This window comes from Microbacterium sp. NPDC055502 (assembly GCF_053643635.1).
The window spans coordinates 1,459,613-1,480,539 of record NZ_JBSHKJ010000001.1; the positions used below are offsets into that span (position 1 = coordinate 1,459,613).

At 72.0% G+C, this 20,927-nt stretch carries 19 protein-coding genes; 12 read left to right on the forward strand and 7 right to left on the reverse strand.

Features of this window, described 5'->3' with window-relative positions; all coding sequences use genetic code 11:
• Positions 1-96: 96 nt before the first annotated feature.
• From ACWH95_RS07200 to ACWH95_RS07210, 3 genes are all read right to left on the reverse strand, one after another.
• The gene (locus ACWH95_RS07200) at positions 97-1,104 is read right to left on the reverse strand and encodes a LacI family DNA-binding transcriptional regulator (protein WP_454120452.1); all 1,008 of its coding nucleotides are present in this window, start codon (positions 1,102-1,104) and stop codon (positions 97-99) included.
• A gap of 77 nt (positions 1,105-1,181) precedes the next feature.
• On the reverse strand, positions 1,182-2,846 hold the full coding sequence (locus ACWH95_RS07205; RefSeq protein ID WP_136032782.1) for a glycoside hydrolase family 13 protein: 1,665 nt from the start codon (positions 2,844-2,846) through the stop codon (positions 1,182-1,184).
• A 146-nt stretch (positions 2,847-2,992) separates the two neighbouring features.
• The gene (locus ACWH95_RS07210) at positions 2,993-3,889 is read right to left on the reverse strand and encodes an SDR family oxidoreductase (RefSeq protein WP_136032784.1); all 897 of its coding nucleotides are present in this window, start codon (positions 3,887-3,889) and stop codon (positions 2,993-2,995) included.
• 230 nt (positions 3,890-4,119) lie between these two features.
• On the opposite strand from ACWH95_RS07210, the gene ACWH95_RS07215 reads away from it, so the two are divergent.
• Positions 4,120-5,406 (forward strand): hypothetical protein, encoded by a 1,287-nt coding sequence (locus ACWH95_RS07215; protein ID WP_240745333.1) that lies wholly within the window; start codon positions 4,120-4,122, stop codon positions 5,404-5,406.
• A gap of 72 nt (positions 5,407-5,478) precedes the next feature.
• Here the strand turns inward: ACWH95_RS07215 and purQ are convergent, their stop codons facing one another.
• The 3 genes from purQ to ACWH95_RS07230 form a co-directional block, all read right to left on the reverse strand.
• Positions 5,479-6,186: a phosphoribosylformylglycinamidine synthase subunit PurQ gene (purQ, locus tag ACWH95_RS07220; RefSeq protein ID WP_136032786.1), complete on the reverse strand. Its 708-nt coding sequence runs from the start codon at positions 6,184-6,186 to the stop codon at positions 5,479-5,481.
• Positions 6,183-6,431: a phosphoribosylformylglycinamidine synthase subunit PurS gene (gene purS, locus ACWH95_RS07225; RefSeq protein WP_136045686.1), complete on the reverse strand. Its 249-nt coding sequence runs from the start codon at positions 6,429-6,431 to the stop codon at positions 6,183-6,185. The genes purQ and purS overlap by 4 nt, the downstream gene beginning before the upstream one ends.
• Positions 6,432-6,502: 71 nt before the next feature.
• Positions 6,503-7,036 (reverse strand): adenine phosphoribosyltransferase, encoded by a 534-nt coding sequence (locus ACWH95_RS07230; RefSeq protein WP_136032790.1) that lies wholly within the window; start codon positions 7,034-7,036, stop codon positions 6,503-6,505.
• Positions 7,037-7,181: 145 nt separating this feature from the next.
• Between ACWH95_RS07230 and ACWH95_RS07235 the strand changes: the two genes are divergently transcribed.
• From ACWH95_RS07235 to ACWH95_RS07260, 6 genes are all read left to right on the forward strand, one after another.
• On the forward strand, positions 7,182-8,492 hold the full coding sequence (locus ACWH95_RS07235) for an ABC transporter substrate-binding protein (protein WP_247638228.1): 1,311 nt from the start codon (positions 7,182-7,184) through the stop codon (positions 8,490-8,492).
• 115 nt (positions 8,493-8,607) lie between these two features.
• Positions 8,608-9,651 (forward strand): carbohydrate ABC transporter permease, encoded by a 1,044-nt coding sequence (locus ACWH95_RS07240; RefSeq protein ID WP_136036124.1) that lies wholly within the window; start codon positions 8,608-8,610, stop codon positions 9,649-9,651.
• Entirely contained in the window at positions 9,648-10,538 is an 891-nt protein-coding gene (locus tag ACWH95_RS07245; protein ID WP_136032796.1) for a carbohydrate ABC transporter permease, read from the forward strand. The genes ACWH95_RS07240 and ACWH95_RS07245 overlap by 4 nt, the downstream gene beginning before the upstream one ends.
• A 5-nt stretch (positions 10,539-10,543) precedes the next feature.
• Complete coding sequence (locus ACWH95_RS07250) at positions 10,544-12,010, forward strand: GH1 family beta-glucosidase (RefSeq protein ID WP_247638229.1); 1,467 nt, start codon at positions 10,544-10,546, stop codon at positions 12,008-12,010.
• A gap of 91 nt (positions 12,011-12,101) precedes the next feature.
• A complete protein-coding gene (locus ACWH95_RS07255; protein ID WP_308194340.1) occupies positions 12,102-13,100 on the forward strand; it encodes a LacI family DNA-binding transcriptional regulator in 999 nt (332 codons plus the stop codon).
• A gap of 158 nt (positions 13,101-13,258) precedes the next feature.
• Positions 13,259-13,930 carry a TetR/AcrR family transcriptional regulator gene (locus ACWH95_RS07260; RefSeq protein ID WP_247638231.1) on the forward strand — a complete coding sequence of 224 codons (672 nt, stop codon included), beginning with the start codon at positions 13,259-13,261 and terminating at the stop codon, positions 13,928-13,930.
• A gap of 17 nt (positions 13,931-13,947) precedes the next feature.
• Here ACWH95_RS07260 and ACWH95_RS07265 read toward each other — a convergent pair whose 3' ends face one another.
• Positions 13,948-14,604, reverse strand: a complete 657-nt coding sequence (locus tag ACWH95_RS07265; RefSeq protein WP_247638232.1) for a GntR family transcriptional regulator — start codon at positions 14,602-14,604, stop codon at positions 13,948-13,950.
• Between the two features lie 172 nt (positions 14,605-14,776).
• On the opposite strand from ACWH95_RS07265, the gene ACWH95_RS07270 reads away from it, so the two are divergent.
• From ACWH95_RS07270 to ACWH95_RS07290, 5 genes are read left to right on the forward strand one after another with little or no spacing between them, the layout of a single operon-like run.
• Positions 14,777-16,054 carry an NRAMP family divalent metal transporter gene (locus ACWH95_RS07270; RefSeq protein WP_136036121.1) on the forward strand — a complete coding sequence of 426 codons (1,278 nt, stop codon included), beginning with the start codon at positions 14,777-14,779 and terminating at the stop codon, positions 16,052-16,054.
• Between the two features lie 4 nt (positions 16,055-16,058).
• Complete coding sequence (locus ACWH95_RS07275; protein WP_136032807.1) at positions 16,059-16,823, forward strand: LamB/YcsF family protein; 765 nt, start codon at positions 16,059-16,061, stop codon at positions 16,821-16,823.
• 1 nt (position 16,824) lies between these two features.
• Positions 16,825-17,625 carry a putative hydro-lyase gene (locus ACWH95_RS07280; protein ID WP_136036120.1) on the forward strand — a complete coding sequence of 267 codons (801 nt, stop codon included), beginning with the start codon at positions 16,825-16,827 and terminating at the stop codon, positions 17,623-17,625.
• Positions 17,625-19,205 (forward strand): 5-oxoprolinase subunit B/C family protein, encoded by a 1,581-nt coding sequence (locus tag ACWH95_RS07285; protein ID WP_454120453.1) that lies wholly within the window; start codon positions 17,625-17,627, stop codon positions 19,203-19,205. The genes ACWH95_RS07280 and ACWH95_RS07285 overlap by 1 nt, the downstream gene beginning before the upstream one ends.
• Complete coding sequence (locus tag ACWH95_RS07290; protein ID WP_454120454.1) at positions 19,202-20,914, forward strand: acetyl/propionyl/methylcrotonyl-CoA carboxylase subunit alpha; 1,713 nt, start codon at positions 19,202-19,204, stop codon at positions 20,912-20,914. Before ACWH95_RS07285 ends, ACWH95_RS07290 begins: the two co-directional genes overlap by 4 nt.
• Positions 20,915-20,927 lie beyond the last annotated feature (13 nt).

Sequence of the window (20,927 nt, forward strand, 5' to 3'; positions counted from 1 at the left end):
TGCTCGGCACGGTATCGAGGGCGCAAAGGGGGGGACAGGTGGCTCTCGCAGGATCACCAGGGTGATTCCCGCGGGGGCCGTCTCGGCCGCGGCGGGTCAGACCAGGCGGGCGGTCGTACCGCGCACGTTGAGCTCGTACGGCAGCGCGGCCGGAGGCCGTACGGCCTCGGGATCGGCGAGCTTCGCCAGGACGGCGTCCGCCGCGCGCTCGCCCTGCCCGAGGGGGAACTGGTCGACCGTGGTGAGGCGGAAGAACTCGCCGAGCTCGTGGCCGTCGATGCCCACGATCGACAGGTCCTCCGGCACGCGGAACCCGAGGTCGCGGGCGGCGAGGAGCGCCCCGATCGCCATCTCGTCCGAGGCGGCGAACACCGCGGTCGGGCGCGGGCCGGGGCGGCCCAGCAGCTGCTTCGCGGCCCGGTAGCCGCCCTCGACTGTGAAGTCGGCGGGCTCGAGGAACGCCGGCTGCAGCGGGATCCCGGCGGTCGCGAGGGCCCGCTCGAACCCGAGTCGGCGGTTGGTGGGGATGTGGAAGTCGAGGTCGAACTCGGGGTTCGCGCCGATGTGCGCGATCTGGGTGTGGCCGAGTCCGATGAGGTGCTCCGTGGCGAGCTGCGCGACCGCGACGTCGTCGACCGTGAGCGTGTCGAGCTTCGGGTTCGGGCCGCCGATCGCGATCACCGGCAGTCCGAGGTCGAGCAGCTGCTGCGTCTCGTCCTCGTCGAGCTCGATCGACACGGCGATCACCGCGTCCACGCGCTGCCGCCGCAGGAACGTGTCGAACACATCGCGGCGCACGTCCTCGTCGGCGGTGATGTTGTAGAGCGTGATGTCGTAGCCGGCTCGCATGAGCGCGGCGGACACCCCCGACAGCACCGTGCTGAAGAACCACCGGTCGAGGAACGGCACCACCACGCCGATGTTGCGGGTGCGGCCGGAGGCGAGGCTCGAGGCCCGCGACGACACCACGTAGCCGAGCGACTGCGCGGCCGCGCGCACGCGCTCGCGCGCCGACTCCGAGACCTGCCCTCGTCCGCTCAGCGCGCGGGAGACGGTCGCGGTGGAGACGCCGGCGAGCCGGGCGACCTCGTCGATGCTCGCCATGGGTCCTCCTGGGGTTCCTGTTCCGTCGCGGTCGCGCGCTGCGGGCAGCGTCTGCGACCGCGACGGGAACGGGCGGGTCAGGCCGCGGTGGTGTACCAGACGGCGGTGTCGACCGGCAGGTCGGGGCCGTCGAAGGGCTGGCTGCGCAGCACGATCAGGGCGCCGTCCGGCAGCGGGAGCGGGGCGGTGCCGAGGTTGGCGAGCACGTGCACCTCGCCGCGGCGGAACGCGACCGCGTCGGGCCCCGCGTCCTCCCACACGAGGGAGCCGGTGCCGAAGCCGTGTTCGCGGCGCCCGGCGAGCAGGCGCTTGTACAGGGCGAGGGTCGACGCGGGGTCGACCTCCTCCACGTCGCGCGCATGGGCCGCCCAGTCCGCGGGCTGCGGGAGCCACGACAGCCCGGTGTCGTTGAAGCCGAACGCGGGGGCCTCGGCCTCCCAGGGCAGCGGCACGCGGCAGCCGTCGCGGCCGTAGCGCTCGCCGTTGGTGCGGAACCACGTGGGGTCCTGCCGGAACTCGTCCGGGATCTCCATGGCCTCGGGCAGCCCGAGCTCCTCGCCCTGGTACAGGTACGCCGAGCCGGGGAGGGCCAGCATCAGGGTCGTGGCGGCGCGGGCGCGCGCCAGGCCGATCGCGGTGTCGGGCTTGTCGGGCGTGTTCGGCCCGATGCCCTCGCCCTGCGGGTTCTCGGACGTGAGGGCGAGGCGCGAGGCGTGGCGCACGACGTCGTGGTTCGACAGCACCCAGGTGCTGGGGGCGCCGACCGCGCCGAACTCGTCGAGCGACTCGCGGATCACATCGCCCAGGGCCTTCGCGTCCCACTCGGTCATGAGGTACGGGAAGTTGAAGGTCTGGTGCATCTCGTCGGGCCGCACCCACAGCGCGGTCTCCTTGAGCGTCGGCATCCAGGCCTCGCCGCACAGCGCGCGGTCGCCGTCGTACTCGGCCAGCACGCGGTGCCAGTCGCGGTAGATCTCGTGCACGCCGTCCTGGCCCCAGTACGGCACGTTCGACTCGCCACCGCCCATGGAGTCGGCGTCGGTGGGGGGCGTGTAGTCGGGCAGCCCCTCGGTCTTGATCATGCCGTGGGCCACGTCGACCCGGAAGCCGTCGACCCCACGGTCGAGCCAGAAGCGCAGGATGGAGCGGAACTCCTCCTGCACCTCCTCGTTGTTCCAGTCGAAGTCGGGCTGCGTGGCGTCGAAGATGTGCAGGTACCACTGGCCGGGCGTGCCGTCGGCCTCGGTCACGCGCTGCCACATGCCGCCGCCGAAGACCGACTCCCAGTTGTTGGGCGGCAGCTCGCCGTTCTCGCCCCTGCCGTCGCGGAAGATGTAGCGCGCGCGCTCCGGGCTGCCCGGTCCCGCGGCGAGGGCCGCCTGGAACCACGGGTGCTGGTCGGACGAGTGGTTGGGCACCAGGTCGACGATCACGCGGATGCCGCGGTCGTGTGCGGCGGCGAGCATGTCGTCGAAGTCGGAGAGGGTGCCGAACAGCGGGTCGACGTCGCGGTAGTCGGCCACGTCGTAGCCGGCGTCGCGCTGCGGGCTCGTCATGAACGGGCTGAGCCAGATCGCATCGACGCCGAGCTCCTGCAGGGAGTCGAGCCGGCGCGTGATCCCCGGCAGGTCGCCGATGCCGTCGCCCGACGCGTCCGCGAAGGAGCGGGGGTAGATCTGGTAGATGACGGCGCTGCGCCACCACTCGGTACCGGGGGCTGCGAACTGTTCGAGCTGTGCCATGCGAACAGGCTACTGCAAACGCTTACACTCTCACCACCACGCGGATCGAATCGGTTCGGAGCAGTCCGCGTACCCGGTCGGTGGCGTGCTGTTTCCATCGCCCGGCGGCTCCCGTCGCCGACAGTGGCCGGGCGATGGGGGCACGGTCACGGCGTGGGCATGCCGCCGTTCACGTTCAGCGTCTCGCCGATCACGTAGCTCGACTCCGGCGACGCGAGGAACACATATGCCGGCGCGAGCTCGGCCGGCTGCCCCATGCGGCCGAGGGGCGTGTCCTCGCCGAACTTCTCGATCTTCTCCTGGGGCTGTCCGTCGCTGGGCTGCAGCGGCGTCCAGATCGGGCCCGGCGCCACCGCGTTCACGCGGATGCCCTTCGGCGCGAGCTGCTGGGCGAGACCCTTCGTGAACGCGTTGATCGTGGACTTCGTGGAGGCGTAGTCGACCAGGATGTCCGACGGCGAGTACGCCTGGATGGACGTGGTGTTGATGATGGTCGACCCGGCGGGCAGGTGCGGGAGCGCGGCCTTCGTGATCCAGAACATGGCGTACACGTTGGTCTTGAACGTGTCGTCGAACTGCTCGTCGGTCAGGTCGGTCAGCGACTCGCGGTACACCTGCTTGCCGCCGTTGTTGACGAGGATGTCGAGCCCGCCCAGGGCGGCCACGGCCTCGGCCACGAGCGTGCGGCAGTACTCCGGGTCGCGCAGGTCGCCGGGGATCGTGGCGACCGTCGCTCCGGCGTCGCGGAGGAGCCCGGCGATGCGGCTCGCGTCCGCCTCCTCCTCGGGCAGGTAGGAGATCGCCACGTCGGCGCCCTCCCTGGCGAACGCGATCGCGGTGGCCGCGCCGATGCCGGAGTCGCCCCCGGTGATCAGGGCCTTGCGTCCGGTGAGACGGCCCGTGCCGCGGTAGGTGTCCTCGCCGAGGTCGGCCTTCGGGGTCAGGTCGGCGTCGAGGCCCGGCTCCGGCATGTGCTGCTTCTGCGGCTGGATGTCGGCGTAGAGCTCGGCGGGGTTCGTGAAGGTGTACTGGTCGCGGGACATGGTCGTCCTTTCCGGGGGATCGTGGACTGGCTCCCATCGTCGGATCGTTGCCGAGAGGCCGCAAACGCCTTGCACCCCCGGGTCGGCTTTGCTACACGCGCGGGCCCTCGCCATATCGCACGGGAGATGTGGACGAAAGGCTCTTCAGCGGCGTGTCGCGATCTGGCACATTCGGTACCGTGCCCCCCGCTCCGTCCCGTCCCCCGCGCCGACCGGGCACCGCTCGTGTCGTGTCGCCCCTGGTCGCCGTGCGCCGCTCCGCCCCGATCAGCGCCGTCGCCGCGCTCGTCGCCGCCGTGGTCCTGCTCGGCGCCGCGCCCGCGATGTCGGACAGTCGTGCGCCGCGCGCCGAGACCGGAACCGACGTGACGGCCGACCCCGCGGCATCCGTCGCACTCGCCTACGAGTTCCTCGACGCCCGGGTGGACGAGTTCTGCGACGGCGCGGGCCACTGCCTCCCGCGCAGCTATCAGGGCGGCTTCTTCACCACCCCGACGTGGGACTTCACCCCCTCGTTCGTGTACGACGACGCGCTGGTCGTGATCGCCTACACGGCCCGCGGCCTGCCGGACGACCTGCGCCGCGCCCGCGCGATCGGCGACACCCTGCTGTTCGTGCAGGAGGAGGACCCGATCGGCGACGGGCGCACGCGCGCCTCCTACGAGCCCCACGGCATCCGTCAGGGGCGCGTCGAGATCACCGGGCCCGGCAGCTTCACCGGCAACCAGGCCTGGGTGGGCATGGCCCTCGCGCGCCTCTTCCACGCGACGGGCGAGCAGCGGTACCTCGACGGCGCGCTGCGCACCGCGAACTGGATCCAGGACAACACCGCCGACATGACCAGGGCGCCGTACGGCTACACGGGAGGCCAGACCGACACCGGGGCCTCGCTGGAGTGGAAGTCGACGGAGCACAACACCGACGTCGCGGGCTTCTTCGCCCAGCTCGCCCAGCTCACGGGCGACGCCGTGTGGGCGCAGCGCTCGGCCGTCGCCGCCGGATTCGTCGCCGCGATGCAGAGCGCGGACGGCCACGTCGACACCGGCACCCTGCTCGACGGCAGCACGGTCAACACCCGTCCCGTCCCGCTCGATGCGCAGACCTGGAGCGCGCTCGGCACGGGGGACGCCCGCTACGGTGCCGCCCTGGACTGGACGCTCGGGCACCTGATGGCCACGGACGGCCCGTACCGCGGCCCCTCGATCAGCGATGTGGACGTGTCCAAGGCGTGGTTCGAGGGCAGCGGGCACCTGGCCCTGGCCCTCCGGCTGCGCGATGCCGCGGGCGACGCCGCCCAGGCCGACGAGCTGCTCGCGGACATCCGCCTGGCGCAGCGCGATGCGGTGAACGGCGACGGCAAGGGCATCGTGGCGACCTCGACCGACGGACTCGACTCCGGCTTCGGCGACCTCTACTACGCGAGCCTGCACACGGGCACGACCGCGTGGTACCTGCTGGCGGCGGCCGCCGACAACCCGTTCGCGCTTCCCGCGGCCGCCGCGTCCTCGGGCGAGTGACGCCGCGGCCGACCTGCGGGGCGCCCGTGCGTCAGAGGTCGCGCGGCTGAGGCTTCGGCGTGCGCCCGTGCGTCAGGCGGCGACGCGGGCGACCGCGGCGATCGCGCTCGCGAAGAAGCCCAGGCCGTCGACGCCGCTGCGCATGGCCGCGGTCGTGTCGGGGCCGAAGCCCGGCTCGGTGGCGTGCTCGGGGTGCGGCATGAGCCCCACGACGTTGCCCGCCTCGTTGGTGAGCCCGGCGATGTCGCGCAGCGAGCCGTTCGGGTTCACGCCCGCATAGCGGAACGCCACCAGGCCCTCGCCCTCGATGCGGTCGAGCGTCTGCTCGTCGGCGATGTAGCCGCCGTCGGCGTTCTTCAGCGGGATGACGATCTCCTGGCCGGTGCGGAAGGCGTTCGTCCACGCGGTGTCGGCGTTCTCGACGGTGAGGCGCTGGTCGCGGCGCACGAAGTGCTGGTGGTTGTTGCGGATCAGTCCGCCGGGCAGCAGGTGCGCCTCGACCAGCATCTGGAAGCCGTTGCAGATGCCGAGCACGGGCAGGCCCTTCGCGGCGGCCTCCTTGACCTCGGTCATGATCGGGGAGAGGGCGGCGATGGCCCCGGCGCGCAGGTAGTCGCCGTAGCTGAAACCGCCCGGCAGCACGAGGGCGTCGACGCCCTCGAGGTCGTGTGCGCCGTGCCACAGGGCGACGGGTTCGGCGCCCGCGAGGCGGACGGCGCGCTGTGCGTCGACGTCGTCGAGCGAGCCGGGGAAGGTGACGACCCCGATGCGCGTGGTCACTCGGCCACCTCGATGCCGACGACGTCTTCGATCACGGCGTTGGAGAGCACCTCGTCGGCGAGGCGCTTCGCCTCGGCGAGCACCTCCTCGGTGACCTCGCCATCGACGGTGAGCTCGAAGCGCTTGCCGATGCGCACGTCGGTGAAGCCGTCCACGCCCAGGCGGGCGAAAGCGCCGGAGACGGCCTTCCCCTGGGGGTCGAGCAGTTCGGGCTTGGGCATGACGTCGACGACGATGGTGGGCATGACGGCTCCAGGAGTCGCGGGTGGACGGGCGTCCCCAGTCTACTGCCCTCGCACCGGCGCTCCCCGCGGGGTCAGGCGGAGTGGAAGACGGTGTGCAGGTCGCCGATCGCGTCGCGGCCGCCGAGGCCGTCGATCTCGAACAGCACGGAGATCCCGGCGACGTGGCTGCCCAGACGCTCGACGAGCTGTCGGCCCGCGGCGAGGGTGCCTCCGGTGGCGAGCACGTCGTCGATGAGCAGCACGCGGGAGCCCGCCGGGAGGTCGTCGTGCATCTCGATCGTGGCGGTGCCGTACTCCAGGGCGTAGTCGACCGAGGCGGCGGGACGCGGGAGCTTGCCGGCCTTGCGGATGGGGATGAGCCCGACCCCGGCGGCGATGGCGGCGGCGCCGGCGAGGATGAAGCCGCGCGCCTCGATGCCCGCGACCACGTCGAACTGCCCGGCGAAGGGCTCGATGATCGCCTCGGTCGTGACCCGCAGTGCCTCGGCGTCGGCCAGGAGGGGGGTGATGTCGCGGAAGACGATCCCGGGCTCGGGGTAGTCGGGGATGCTGCGGATGAGCGACTCGGCGCGGATGAGGGCAGGGGAGAGCGTGGCTTCGGGCACCGGTCAAGGGTACGCCGCCTTCCCGGGTGCTTCCGCGCTTGACACTGTGGGAGCGCTCCCATATGGTTGCACACCATGGCCGTGGGAGCGCTCCCATGCCATCCCGATGCACCACACCGCACGACCACCCACAAAGGAGTGAACTGTGAACACACGTGCCCGCACCCGGATCCTGGCGCCCGTCGCCCTGGCATCCGTCGCCGCCCTCGCCCTCGCCGGCTGCTCCGGCGGCAACGGCGGCGGTGACGCCGGCAGCGCCGACGAGGAGATCACGCTGACCGTCACCACGTTCGGCACCTTCGGCTACGACGACCTCTACGACGAGTACGAGAAGGCGCACCCGAACGTGAAGATCGAGGCCACCAACATCGACACCGGCGGCAACGCCCGCACCGACGCGTTCACCAAGATCGCCGCCGGCTCCGGCCTCAGCGACATCGTGGCGATCGAGGAGGGCTGGCTCGGCGCGATCATGGACGTGTCCGACACGTTCGTCGACCTGCGCGACTACGGCATCGAGGACCGCAAGGACGACTGGGTGGACTGGAAGTACGGCCAGGCCACCGACGCCGAGGGCCGCGTCATCGGCTACGGCACCGACATCGGCCCGAGCGGCATCTGCTACAACGGTGCCGCGTTCGAGGCCGCTGGTCTGCCGAGCGACCGCGAGTCCGTCGCCGAGCTGCTGAACGGCGACTGGGACAACTACTTCCAGGTGGGCGCCGACTACACGGCCAAGACCGGCAAGGCCTGGTACGACCACTCCGGCTTCGTGTGGAACGCCATGGTCAACCAGCTCGACGAGGGCTACTACACCGCCGACGGCGAGCTCAACGTGGAGGGCAACGACGAGCTGAAGAAGCGCTTCGAGCTGCTGGGCGCCGCGACCGAGGGCGGCCAGTCCGCCGCGCAGACCGCGTGGGATTGGAACGGCGGCAAGTCGTTCGTCGACGGCACCTTCGCGACGTTCGTGTGCCCGGGCTGGATGCTCGGCGTGGTGCAGGGGCAGATCGAGGCCGGCGGCGGCGACGCCTCGACCGGCTGGGACTTCGCCGACGTGTTCCCCGGTGGCGCGGCCAACTGGGGTGGTGCGTTCCTCTCCATCCCGGAGACCTCGCAGCACAAGAAGGCGGCGGCCGAGCTCGCCGACTGGCTCACGCAGCCCGAGCAGCAGGTGAAGCAGTCCGCCGCCGCGGGCAACTTCCCCTCGACCGTGAAGGCGCAGGAGACCCTCGCCGCAGACGCCACCCCCAACGCGTTCTTCAACGACGCGCCGACCGGGGCGATCCTCGCCGAGCGTGCCAAGGGCGTCGTCGCGCAGTTCAAGGGCGCCGACGACTCCGTGATCCAGGAGAACGTGTTCGGTCCGGCGCTCAGCAGCCTCGACCGCGGCGAGACCGACACCCAGGGCGCGTGGGACCAGGCCATCGGCCTGCTGAACGAGCTGGTCGGCTGATCACCCGGGGCGTCCTTCGTCTCGTCGCCGGCGCTCCTCGCTCAGGAACCGGTGCCTCCGGTTCCTGAGCGAGCCGAGCGAGACGAAGGGCGCCCCCACCGAACGAGGACACCCCATGACACTCACGCACGACCGCCCCGACACGGTGCCCGCGTCGTCGCAGCGTCCGCCCGCCGACACCGGTGCGAAGCGGCCCTGGCGGCACCGCCTCTCCCGCTTCGACCAGAACGCGTCGCCGTACTTCTACATCTCGCCGTTCTTCCTGCTGTTCGGACTGGTCGGCCTCTTCCCCCTGCTGTACACGGTGTGGGTGGCCGTGCACGAGTGGGACCTGCTGAAGGGCGAGGGCGACTTCGTCGGGCTCGGCAACTTCGTCGAGATCCTCGGCGACGGCATGTTCTGGAACTCGATCCGCAACACGCTCAGCATCTTCCTGCTCTCCGCGATCCCGCAGCTCGCGGTCGCCCTGCTGATCGCCTACCTGCTGGACCGCGGTCTGCGCGCCCCGACGTTCTGGCGCATGAGCGTGCTCATCCCGTTCGTGGTGACCCCGGTCGCCGTGGCCATCATCTTCTCGAGCATCTTCAACGAGGCGGACGGCCTGGCCAACAACCTGCTGAACCTGATCGGCATCGCGGATCAGCAGTGGAAGCACGACACGGTCCTGTCGCACATCGCGATCGCGGTGATGGTGAACTTCCGGTGGACCGGCTACAACGCCCTCATCCTCCTCGCCGCGATGCAGGCCGTGCCGCGGGACCTGTACGAGTCGGCCGCGCTCGACGGCGCCGGATCTGCGCGGCGCTTCTTCTCCATCACGATCCCGACCATCCGCCCCACCCTGATCTTCGTGATCATCACGGCCACGATCGGCGGCCTGCAGATCTTCGCGGAACCGCGGCTGTTCGACGTCTCCACCGCGGGCGGCATCGGCGGCAGCGACCGGCAGTTCCAGACCACGGTGCTGTTCCTGTGGGAGCTGGCCTTCTTCCGGCGCAACCTGGGCGAGGCCTCCGCGGTCGCGATCCTGCTGTTCCTGCTCATCGTGGGCATCGGCCTGATCAACTTCCTCGTCTCGCGGCGCATCTCCACCGGCGACGCCCCGAAGAACCGCGCGGCCCGCCGTCGCGCCCGCACCAGCAAGGAGGAGGCGCGATGACCGCCACGCAGGCCCTCAGCGTCCCGGAGCGCATCCGCCGCCGTCGGGGCGCCGCATCCGGCACCGCCGGCATCGGCAGCCGCCCGGGATTCCTCACCTACGGGCTGCTCGCGGCCTTCGTGCTCGGCAGCGCCTACCCCCTGTGGTGGTCGTTCGTGGTCGCCAGCGGCACCAACGCGACCAGGGGGGAGACGCTGCCGCTGATCCCGGGCGGGAACTTCCTCGCCAACGCGGCCAAGGTGTTCGACGCGATCCCGTTCTGGCTCGCGCTGGGCAACTCGGTCCTGATCTCCTCGATCATCACGCTCTCGGTCGTCACCTTCTCCACCCTCGCCGGCTACGCCTTCGCGAAGCTGCGGTTCCGGGGACGCGACGGGCTGATGGTGTTCGTGATCGCGACCATGGCGATCCCGACGCAGCTCGGCATCATCCCCCTGTTCATGCTGATGCGCGAGCTCGGGTGGACCGGGTCCATCGGCGCGGTGATCGTGCCGACCCTGGTGACCGCGTTCGGGGTGTTCTTCATGCGGCAGTACCTGGTGGACGTGATCCCGGACGAGCTCATCGAGGCGGCCCGCATGGACGGCGCCGGACAGTTCCGCACGTTCCTGACGGTCGGGGTGCCCGCCGCCCGTCCGGCCATGGCGATCCTCGGCCTGTTCACGTTCATGACCGCGTGGACCGACTACCTGTGGCCCCTGATCGTGCTCTCCCCCCAGAACCCCACGCTGCAGACGGCCCTCAGCCAGCTGCAGTCGGGCTACTACATCGACTACTCGATCGTGCTCGCCGGTGCGGTGCTCGCGACCCTCCCGCTCCTCGTGCTCTTCGTGGCGGCGGGGCGGCAGCTGGTCAGTGGCATCATGGCGGGCGCGGTGAAAGGATGACCCCTATGACGCGTGCCTTCCCCTCGGACTTCCTCTTCGGCGCGGCGACGGCGGCCTACCAGATCGAGGGCGCCGCCTTCGAGGACGGACGCACCGCCTCCATCTGGGATGCGTTCGCGCGCGAGCCCGGCGCGGTGGTCGGCGGCGACAACGGGGATGTGGCGTGCGACCACTACCACCGGTACCCGCAGGACGTCGCGCTCATGAAGGACCTCGGGTTGCAGACGTACCGGTTCTCCACGTCGTGGTCGCGCGTGCGGCCCGACGGCGGGGCCGTGAACCGGGCGGGCGTCGACTTCTACAGCCGCCTGGTCGACGAGCTGCTCGCGGCCGACATCCTGCCCTGGCTCACGCTGTACCACTGGGACCTGCCGCAGGCGCTGCAGGAGGGCGGGGGCTGGACGAACCGCGACGTCGTCGACCGCTTCCTGGAGTACGCGGGCACCGTGCACGACGCGCTGGGCGACCGCGTGAACGTGTGGACGACGCTGAACGAGCCGTGGTGCTCGTCGTTCCTCTCCTATACGGGCGGCGAGCACGCGCCGGGGCACACCAGCATCGCGGAGGGGCTGCTCGCGTCGCACCACCTGCTGCTCGCCCACGGCGCCACGGTGAAGGAGCTGCGCGGGCGCGACTCGTCGCTCAACCTCGGCATCACGCTGAACCACACCGTCGCCGACCCCGCCGACCCGCAGAACCCCGCCGACGTGGATGCCGCCCGGCGCCTGGACGGGCAGTTCAACCGCTGGTTCCTCGACCCGATCTACCGCGGCTCCTACCCGGCGGACGTCGTCGAGGACATCCGCGCGGTCGACCCCGAGGCGGTCGCGCGGTTCGAGGCCGCGGTGCGCGACGGCGACCTCGAGACCATCGCGCAGCCCATCGACACGCAGGGCGTGAACTACTACCACGGCGACCTCGTCTCCGGCACGGTGCCCGCGACGACCGCGACCGCCGAGGAGGGCGGCCCGGCGACCTCCCGGCCCACGCGCAGCCCGTACCCGTCGAGCGACGGTATCCACGCGGTCGAGCGCGGGCTGCCCCGCACGGCGCAGCACTGGGAGGTGCAGCCGGAGGGGCTCACGCGACTGCTGCAGCGCGTGTGGGCCGAGTACGCCGATCCCGCCGGGGTCGTGCTGTACGTCACGGAGAACGGCGCCGCCTACGACGACGAGCCCGTGGTGGAGGACGGTGAGACGCGCGTGCACGATGCCGACCGCACCGAGTTCCTGCGCCTGCACCTGGACGCGGTGCTCGATGCGGTCGAGGCGGGCGTGGATGTGCGCGGCTACTTCTACTGGTCGCTGTTCGACAACTTCGAGTGGGCGTGGGGCTACGACAAGAGGTTCGGCATCGTGCGCGTCGACTACGACACCCAGGAGCGCACGCTGAAGGACTCGGCCCACGAGTACCGTCGCATCATCGCGGCCAGGGAGCTGGTGCCCGTCCCCGGTGAGCCGGCCAGGGCCTGATCGGGGCGGGCGGCGCGGCGTCGCCCGGCGATCCGTGGTCTCCGGCGGGGCATCGCGTGGTCGACAATAGGGCCATGGAAGAGAGCGTGCGGTGATGTCGCCCAGGGCGACCATCGAAGAGGTCGCGGCCGCGGCGGGTGTCTCCCGCTCGACCGTGTCGCGGGTCGTGAACGGCTCGACGGCGGTGAGCCCCGAGGCCCTCGCGGCCGTGCGCGCCGCGATCGACGACCTCAACTACGTGCCCAACCGGGCGGCCCGCTCTCTCGCCTCGCGACAGACGCACGCGATCGCGCTGATCGTGCCGGAAGACACGACGCGGTTCTTCGGCGACCCGTTCTTCGCGGCCATCGTCGCCGGGATCACCGGCGCGCTCGGCAGCTCCGACTACCTGCTCAACCTGTTGATCGCGAGCGATGACCCCGGCGACAAGATGACGAGCTTCGTGCGCAACGGTGGCGTCGACGGCGCCCTCATCGTGTCGCACCATGCGAGCGACGGCTTTGTTGACCGGATCGCCGATGCGGTCCCGGTCGTGTTCGGCGGGCGGCCGGTGCGCCGCAGCGCGGGCGACTACGTGGTCGATGTCGACAACGTGGCCGGGGCGCGCGTGGCCACGCAGCGGCTCATCGACATCGGGCGTTCCAGGATCGCCACGATCTCCGGTCCGCTGTCGATGATCTCCTCGACCGACCGCGTGCAGGGCTTCCGGGATGCGCTCGTGGATGCGGGTCTCGCGCCGTGCGCCGAGGAGGAGGGCGACTACAGTGAGGCGAGTGGTGCGGAGGCGGCTCGTCGGCTGCTCGCGTCCGGTCGTCCCGACGCGATCTTCGTGGCGAGCGACCTGATGGCACGCGGAGCGCTCACGGCGCTGCGCGCGGCGGGGGTGCGGGTGCCGGAGGACATCGCCCTGGTCGGCTTCGACGACTCCTCGGTGGCGGTCAGCACCGATCCGGCCCTCACCACGGTGCGCCAGCCGATGTATGCGCAGGGCGAGACCATGGCCCGCGTACTGCTGTCGCGGCTGGCGGGGGAGGACCCGCCGCAGACGACGATCCTGCCCACCGAGCTCGTGGTGCGCGGCTCGGCCTGACGCGCGCACGGGTGCGGCCCTGACGCCCCCTCATGGCCAGGGATGCACCCGTGCGTCGGGTGGGGGCGAACCCCGCGAACGCATGAACTGAACAGACGTTCAACGTACACGCTACACGGAGCGGCGATATTCTTGTGACCCCGGGAGGTGGTCGCCGCATGGCCCGAACCGACGAGCAGAACCGCCAGGCGCGCGAGCGCGCCCGCGAGAACATCCTGCAGGCGGCGATCGCGGTCTTCAGCGAGCGCGGAGTCGCCGGTGCCAGCATCGCCCAGATCACCTCGCGAGCCGGCGTCGCCCAGGGCCTGGTCAACTACCACTTCGGCGGCAAGGAGCAGCTGGTCGCCGCGGTGATCGACCGCTGGTTCGAGACCGTGCTCGGGCTCGCGCGGGTGGACGGCACCCCAGACGAGATGCTGGCCGCGATCATCGACGGCGCCCTCATGGCCACCGCGTTCGCGATGCCGCTCCAGCGCGCCGTGCTCGCGATGCAGCAGCAGCCCTCCACGCACCGGCTCTTCGCGGAATCGGAGCAGCGTCACGCCGAGGCGGCGACCGCGGCGGAGGACGCTGTGCGCGAGGTGTTCCGCGCGCGCGGAGCCGACGACCCCGCGCTGGAGGAGGTCATGCTCCGCAGCACCCTCGAGGGCGTGTTCGTGAAGTACTGCGTCTTCGGAGACACGTATCCGCTGGAGGAGGCGCGGCGCTGGCTGCACCGGCGCTACGGACTGCCGGAACCGGCGGCCCCGATGCCCCTCGACGTGCCGCCGGGGACCGGCGAGCCCCGGCCCCGGGCCACCTGGGCGCTCCGGCCCGACCCGAACGCCTGACCTCGGCGCCCGGTGCGTCAGTCCAGGTGCATGCGTGCGAACGCGCCGAGCACCACCCGTTCGGACTGCACCAGGTAGCGCTCGAGCTCGGCGGCGCCCGCCTCGGCGCCCCTGCTGAGGAAGGTGTCGAGCACGGCGCGGTTCTTGCGCACGAACGGCTCGTGCAGCGCCCGCGGGTCGTCGATCTTCAAGAAGGCCAGACGCAGCTCGGCCGCGACGTTGCGGTACGTGCGAGCCAGGCGCGGACTGTCGGCGAGGTCGACCAGCGCCACGTGGAACGCCATGTTCGCGCTGCCGACCGTGCGCCACGCGGCGGCGTCGTCGCGGGAGACGTCGGCCACGGCGGCCTCGGCGGCCGCGACCGCCTCCCTCATGCGCTGCACGGCGGGGTGCTCCGGCTCGGACTGGCGCAGGGCCGTGCACTCGATGATGCGGCGGGCGCGATAGATGTCGATCACGTCGGCGATCGACGGGGAAGCCACGGAGACCCCACGGTGCGGGACGTGCTCGACCAGGCCCTGCTCCGCGAGCACCCGGAACGCCTCGCGGAGCGTGTTGCGCGACACGTCGAAGCGCTCGGCGAGGGCGGACTCCGACAGGCGGGAGCCGGGGGCGACGTCGCCGTCGATGATGAGCTGACGGAGCACGTCGGCGAGCGGGCCCTGCTGGTTCATGCCTTCATCGTAGGTGCGGGGCGGGCGGCGGGCCGGGATCGGGTCTCGGCGGGAATCACACGACGGCAATCGCGCTGTAGCACGACGGAAACATGATTGTTGAACAATCGGTGTCTGTCCGTTCTACACTGGGTATCGATCCGACACCCACCAACGACGATGGGACCCCCCTATGTCCGAGCAGTCCACCGCCGCCCTCTCCCCGGAGGACGAGGCCCGCGCCGCCCACGCGAAGAAGCGCGCGGGACGCAGTGCCGTCATCGGCGCCATCTTCCTCATGGCCACGAGCGCCATCGGGCCCGGCTTCATCACGCAGACCGCCACCTTCACGGCGCAGATGGGGGCCGCGTTCGCGTTCGCGATCCTGGTGTCGATCCTGGTCGACATCGCGGTGCAGCTGAACATCTGGCGCATGATCACCTCCTCGGGCAAGCGCGCCGGCGAGCTCGCCAACAGCGCCATCCCGTTCTCCGGGCACGTCATCGCCGTGCTCGTGGTGATCGGCGGCCTCGCGTTCAACATCGGCAACATCGCCGGGGGTGGCCTCGGTCTCAACGCCCTGCTCGGCATCGACCCGAAGATCGGCGGCGCACTCACCGCGGCGCTCGCGATCATCATCTTCCTGGTGAAGAAGGCCGGCAAGGTGATGGACGTCGTGCTCATCGTCCTCGGCATCGGCATGATCGTGATGACCGTGGTCGTCGCCCTGATCGCCCAGCCGCCCATCGGCGACGCGCTGCGGCAGACGTTCGTGCCCGACCAGCTCAACTTCGCCACCATCACCACCATCGTCGGCGGCACCGTCGGCGGCTACATCACCTACTCCGGTGCGCACCGCTACCTCGACTCCGGCCACGTCGGCCCGCAGTACGCGAAGCCCGTCATGCGCGCCGCGGCCAACGGCATCCTCGTCACCGGCATCATGCGGTACGTGCTGTTCCTCGCCATCCTCGGGGTCGTCGCCTCCGGTGTGGCACTCGACCTCTCGTCGCAGGCCGCGAACCCGGCCGGGCAGGCGTTCGGCGCCGTGCTGGGCGACGCGGGTCTGCGCATCTTCGGCGCGATCTTCTGGGCCGCCGCAATCAGCTCCGTGATCGGCGCCGCCTACACCTCGGCCACGTTCCTGTCGACGTTCACCGCGAAGCTGCACGGCGGCTGGCCCCTGCAGCTCGCGACCGTCGCCTTCATCGTCGTCTCGCTCGGGGTCTACCTCGCGATCGGCACGGCCCCCGCGGCGATCCTCGTGTTCGTCGGCGGCTTCAACGGCCTGATCCTGCCGATCGGCCTCACGGTGTTCATGTACATCGGCTGGTTCCGGCGCGACCTGCTCGGCGACCGGAAGTACCCGATGTGGCTGCTGATCGCCGGTACCGTCGTGACCGCCCTCACCTGGTACATGGGTGCCGTCTCGATCGGCCCCATCTTCGCCTTCCTCGGAATCGGAGCGTGACGACATGGCGACCATCGACCTGAACTCGGACCTCGGTGAGAACGTCCCCGACCGGATCGTCAGCGACGACGCCAGCATGCTGCGCATCGTCACGAGTGCGAACGTGTCGTGCGGTTTCCACGCCGGCAGCCCCGAGGGCATCCGCGAGACGCTCGCTGCGGCCGTGGCGGGAGGCGTCGTGATCGGCGCGCACCCCGGCTACCGCGACTACGAGAACTTCGGGCGCACGAAGGTCGACATCGACTCCGCGACGCTCCAGGCCCACGTCGAGTACCAGCTCGGCGCACTCCTGGGGCTCGCGGCCGCGGTGGGCGGTCGGGTCTCGTACGTCAAACCCCACGGCGCGCTCTACAACACGATCGCCCGCGACGAGCGGCAGTCGAAAGACGTGGTGGCGGCGATCCGTGCGGTCGACCCCTCGCTCGTGCTGCTCGGGCTCGCGGGAGGCGTGGTGCTCGACGTCGCACAGCGGGCGGGGCTCGCGGTGGCCGCTGAGGCCTTCGCCGACCGCGCCTACCAGCCGGACGGACAGCTCGTGTCGCGCACCGAGGAGGGCGCCGTGCTGCACGACCCGACCGCGGTCGCCGAGCGCATGGTGCGCCTCGCCGCCGACGGCGTGATCCGGGCGATCGACGGCACCGACGTCGCGGTGTCCGCCCAGTCCATCTGCGTGCACGGCGACAGCCCCGGCTCGGTCGCGATGGCCGCCGAGACGAAGCGCCTGCTGCAGGCCGAGGGCATCACGATCGCCCCGTTCGCCGGAGTCTGACATGTCCGTGCTCGCCACCACCGACCAGCTCACCGCTGCGCGCGCCGCCCGCGCCGCGCACCGGGCGGGACACTCCGCGCCCACCAGCGGCGTCGCGCCGGGACTGACGCAGGCGAACCTCATCGCCGTGCCGGCCGACTGGGCGTTCGAGACGCTGCTGTACGCGCAGCGCAACCCGAAGCCCTGCCCCGTGCTCGAGGTGATCGAGCAGGGCCAGGTGGAGTCACGGCTGGCGCCGGGCAGCGACATCCGCACCGACATCGGCCGTTACCGCATCTGGCGCGACGGCGAGCTCGCGGAGGAGGTGACCGACGCGACGGCCGCGTGGGCCGAGCAGCCCGACCTCGTCGCGTTCCTCATCGGCTGCAGCTTCACGTTCGAGACCGGTCTCGTCGAGGCGGGCATCCCCATCCGTCACCAGGAGCTCGGGCGCAACGTGCCGATGTACCGCACGGCCGTGGACTGCGCGCCGGCCGGACGGCTGCGCGGCGAGATGGTCGTGTCGATGCGCCCGATCCCCGCGGACCGCGTGGCCGACGCCGTGCAGATCTCCGCCCGCACGCCGGCCGTGCACGGCGCACCCGTGCACATCGGCGACCCGGCCTCGCTGGGCATCACCGACCTGTCGACCCCGGACTTCGGCGACGCCCCCGAGCTGCGCGACGGCGAGATCCCCGTGTTCTGGGCCTGCGGTGTGACCCCGCAGGCGGCGATCATGGCGTCGAAGCCGCCGTTCGCCGTGACACACGCTCCCGGTTACATGTTCGTGACCGACGTGCCGGATGCGGAGTACCGGGTCTGATGCGCATCCTCACGGCCTCCGACGGCGCGCTCCTGGTCGAGGCGGACGACCTCGAACAGGCCATGCGACTCAACCTCGCGTGGGACGGCGTGCCCGGCGTGGTCGAGCGCATCCCCGGCGCGCGCACGGTGCTGGTGCGCTACGACCCGCTGCGCACCACGGCCGCCGCGCTCGCCGGGGTGCTCGCCGCGACCGAGGTCGACGCCGCCGAGCTCCCCGATGCGGGCGAGGTCGAGGTGCCGGTGCGCTACGACGGGGAAGACCTCGACGAGACGGCGACGCTGCTCGGGGTGTCGGCGGAAGAGCTCGTCGCGCGTCACCTCGCGGCCGACTGGCGGGTCGCGTTCTCGGGCTTCGCGCCCGGCTTCGGCTATGCGGTGAGCGACGACGCGCTGTTCGACGTGCCGCGCCGCTCGTCGCCGCGCACGCGCGTGCCCGCGGGCTCGGTCGCGGTCGCCGGAGCCTTCAGCGGCGTCTACCCCCGCGAGAGCCCCGGCGGCTGGCAGCTGATCGGCCGCACCGACCTGGCCATGTGGGACATCGACCGCGACCCTCCCGCACTGTTCGCACCCGGGCGGCGGGTGCGGTTCGTGCGGGCCGAGCGGGCCGCGGTCGTCGCGTCGGCCGAGAGCGCCGGCGGCGCGGATCCGCGCGGCGGAGAAGCCTCCGCGACCCAGGGGCCGCGCGCTCCCGGAGCCCCCGCGGTGGAGGTCGTGCGCTCGTCGCTGCAGCTGCTCGTGCAGGACGAGGGTCGCGCGGGCTATGCCGCCCTGGGCGTCTCGGCCTCCGGCATCGCGGACCGGGTGGCCCTGCGCGACGCCAACCGCGCGGTCGGCAACCCCTCCGCCGCTGCCGTCCTGGAGTGCGTGGGCGGTGCGGTGCTGCGGTTCCACGGAGCCGGGGTGGCCGCGGTGGCCGGAGCGACCGGGGATCTCACCCTCACGGACGCCGCCGGCGTGCCGCGCGACATCGCCCCCGGGGCACCGTTCGCCACGGTCGACGGCGACGAGCTCACCCTCGGTCACCCCGAGCGCGGGCTGCGCTTCGTGATCGCCGTGCGCGGGGGGATCGACGTCGCCCCGGCGCTCGGCAGCCGCGCCAGCGACACCCTCGCCGGGCTCGGCCCGCGGCCCCTCGCGGCGGGCGATGTCGTGCCGATCGGCACGGCCCCGGTGACCTCGGTGGATCCGGTCGTCCTGCCGCGCGACCTTCCCGCCCCGGGCGACACCGTGGCGCTCGAGATCACGCTCGGCCCGCGCGACGACTGGTTCACCGCGGCCGGGGTCGCCGCGCTCACCGGTCAGGAATGGACGGTGACGCCGCGCTCCGACCGCGTCGGCATCCGGCTGCACGGCGAGGTGCCGCTGGAGCGTGCCGTGGGCGGGGAGCTGCCCAGCGAGGGCGCGGTGACCGGCGCGATCCAGGTGCCGCCGGACGGTCAGCCCGTGCTGTTCCTCCCCGATCATCCGCTCACGGGCGGCTACCCCATCATCGGCGCACTCACCGACCGCAGCCTCGACCTCGCCGCGCAGCTCCCCCCGGGGGTGCACGTGCGCTTCATCGTGAAGGAGACCCCATGACCCGTGTGCTCATCGCCAACCGCGGCGAGATCGCGGTGCGCGTGATCCGCGCCTGCGCCGAGGCCGGATACACGTCGGTCGCCGTGTACGCCGATCAGGATGCGGATGCGCTGCACGTGCGGCTCGCCGACGAGGCCGTCGGCCTGGGCGGTGACACGGCCGCGAGCACCTACCTGTCGGTCGAGGCGCTGATCGACGCCGCGCGCCGCAGCGGGGCCGACGCGGTGCACCCCGGCTACGGCTTCCTCTCCGAGAGCGCGGCGTTCGCGCGGGCTGTCGAGGGCGCGGGGCTGGTGTGGATCGGCCCGTCGCCGGAGAGCATCGACGCCCTCGGCGACAAGATGACCGCGCGGCGCATCGCCCAGCGGGTCGGCGCACCCCTCGCGGCCGGCACCGACGAGCCGCTCTCCGGCCCGGAGGAGGCCGTGGCCTTCGCCGAGGAGCACGGGCTGCCGATCGCCATCAAGGCCGCGTTCGGCGGGGGAGGCCGCGGCCTCAAGGTCGTGCGGGAGCTGTCCGAGGTGGCGGCGGCGTTCGAGGCGGCGACGCGGGAGGCCGTGGCCGCGTTCGGTCGCGGCGAGTGCTTCGTGGAGCGGTTCCTGGAGCGCCCCCGGCACATCGAGGTGCAGGTGCTGGGCGACGGCCGCGGCGGCGTGGTCGTGGTGGGCGATCGCGACTGCTCGATGCAGCGGCGCAACCAGAAGCTGATCGAGGAGGCACCGGCGCCCGCACTCGCTCCGGAGCAGCGGTCGGCGATCCACGAGGCGGCGCGGGCGATCTGCGCCGAGGTGCAGTACCGCGGGGCGGGCACCGTGGAGTTCCTGCTCGCGGCCGACGGCACGATCTCGTTCCTCGAGGTCAACACCCGCCTCCAGGTCGAGCATCCGGTGACGGAGGAGGTCACGGGCACCGACCTCGTGCGCGAGCAGTTCCGCATCGCGTTCGGCGAGGGGCCGTCGTTCACCGAGACCCCGCGGCCGTCGGGTCACGCGTTCGAGTTCCGCATCAACGCGGAAGACCCCGGTCGCGGGTTCCTTCCCAGCCCGGGGCGGGTCGAGGCGCTGCGCATCCCCGGCGGCCCCGGCGTGCGATGGGACAGCGGCATCGAGGCGGGCGACGTGGTGCAGCCCGCGTTCGACTCCCTGATCGCCAAGCTCATCGTGCACGCGGACACCCGGGAGGCCGCCCTCGTGCGAGCACGCCGGGCGCTGCGCGAGCTCGCCGTCGACGGCCCGGCGACCGTGATCCCGTTCGACCTCCGCGCGATCGACGACCCCGCGTTCGCGACCGACACCTTCGGGGTGCACACGCAGTGGATAGAGACGGTGCTGCTGCCCGCGCTCGACGCGCAGCCGCGACCGGCGGTCGCACCGGTGTCCGGGCTGCAGCGGTTCCCCGTGGAGGTCGATGGCCGCCGGGTCGTGCTCGGGCTGCCCGCGGAGCTGCTGGCGGGGATCGGCCGTCCGGCGACGGAGGCGGCATCGGAGCCTGCGGCGGACGCGTCCGAGCTCCGGACTCCCGCGCCGGGCACGCTCGTGCGGTGGCTGCTCGACGACGGCGCAGAGGTCGCGGCGGGCGACCCGGTGGCCGTGCTCGACGCGATGAAGATGGAGACGACGGTCACCGCGCACCGCCCCGGCACTCTCACCCGCCGCGCGGAGACCGGCGCGAGCGTCGCGCCCGACGCCGTCCTCGCCACGATCGCCTGACCCCCGTCCGGCC

Excerpts from the sequence above, each read along its gene's own strand:
- ACWH95_RS07270 (WP_136036121.1), top strand. The coding sequence starts at position 14,777 with ATGTCCGAGCAGTCCACCGCCGCCCTCTCCCCGGAGGACGAGGCCCGC.
- ACWH95_RS07250 (WP_247638229.1), top strand. The coding sequence starts at position 10,544 with ATGACGCGTGCCTTCCCCTCGGACTTCCTCTTCGGCGCGGCGACGGCG.
- ACWH95_RS07240 (WP_136036124.1), top strand. The coding sequence starts at position 8,608 with ATGACACTCACGCACGACCGCCCCGACACGGTGCCCGCGTCGTCGCAG.
- ACWH95_RS07290 (WP_454120454.1), top strand. The coding sequence starts at position 19,202 with ATGACCCGTGTGCTCATCGCCAACCGCGGCGAGATCGCGGTGCGCGTG.
- ACWH95_RS07210 (WP_136032784.1), bottom strand. The coding sequence starts at position 3,889 with ATGTCCCGCGACCAGTACACCTTCACGAACCCCGCCGAGCTCTACGCC.
- ACWH95_RS07265 (WP_247638232.1), bottom strand. The coding sequence starts at position 14,604 with ATGAACCAGCAGGGCCCGCTCGCCGACGTGCTCCGTCAGCTCATCATC.
- ACWH95_RS07275 (WP_136032807.1), top strand. The coding sequence starts at position 16,059 with ATGGCGACCATCGACCTGAACTCGGACCTCGGTGAGAACGTCCCCGAC.
- ACWH95_RS07260 (WP_247638231.1), top strand. The coding sequence starts at position 13,259 with ATGGCCCGAACCGACGAGCAGAACCGCCAGGCGCGCGAGCGCGCCCGC.
- ACWH95_RS07285 (WP_454120453.1), top strand. The coding sequence starts at position 17,625 with ATGCGCATCCTCACGGCCTCCGACGGCGCGCTCCTGGTCGAGGCGGAC.
- ACWH95_RS07245 (WP_136032796.1), top strand. The coding sequence starts at position 9,648 with ATGACCGCCACGCAGGCCCTCAGCGTCCCGGAGCGCATCCGCCGCCGT.
- purS (WP_136045686.1), bottom strand. The coding sequence starts at position 6,431 with ATGCCCACCATCGTCGTCGACGTCATGCCCAAGCCCGAACTGCTCGAC.
- ACWH95_RS07280 (WP_136036120.1), top strand. The coding sequence starts at position 16,825 with ATGTCCGTGCTCGCCACCACCGACCAGCTCACCGCTGCGCGCGCCGCC.
- ACWH95_RS07200 (WP_454120452.1), bottom strand. The coding sequence starts at position 1,104 with ATGGCGAGCATCGACGAGGTCGCCCGGCTCGCCGGCGTCTCCACCGCG.
- ACWH95_RS07205 (WP_136032782.1), bottom strand. The coding sequence starts at position 2,846 with ATGGCACAGCTCGAACAGTTCGCAGCCCCCGGTACCGAGTGGTGGCGC.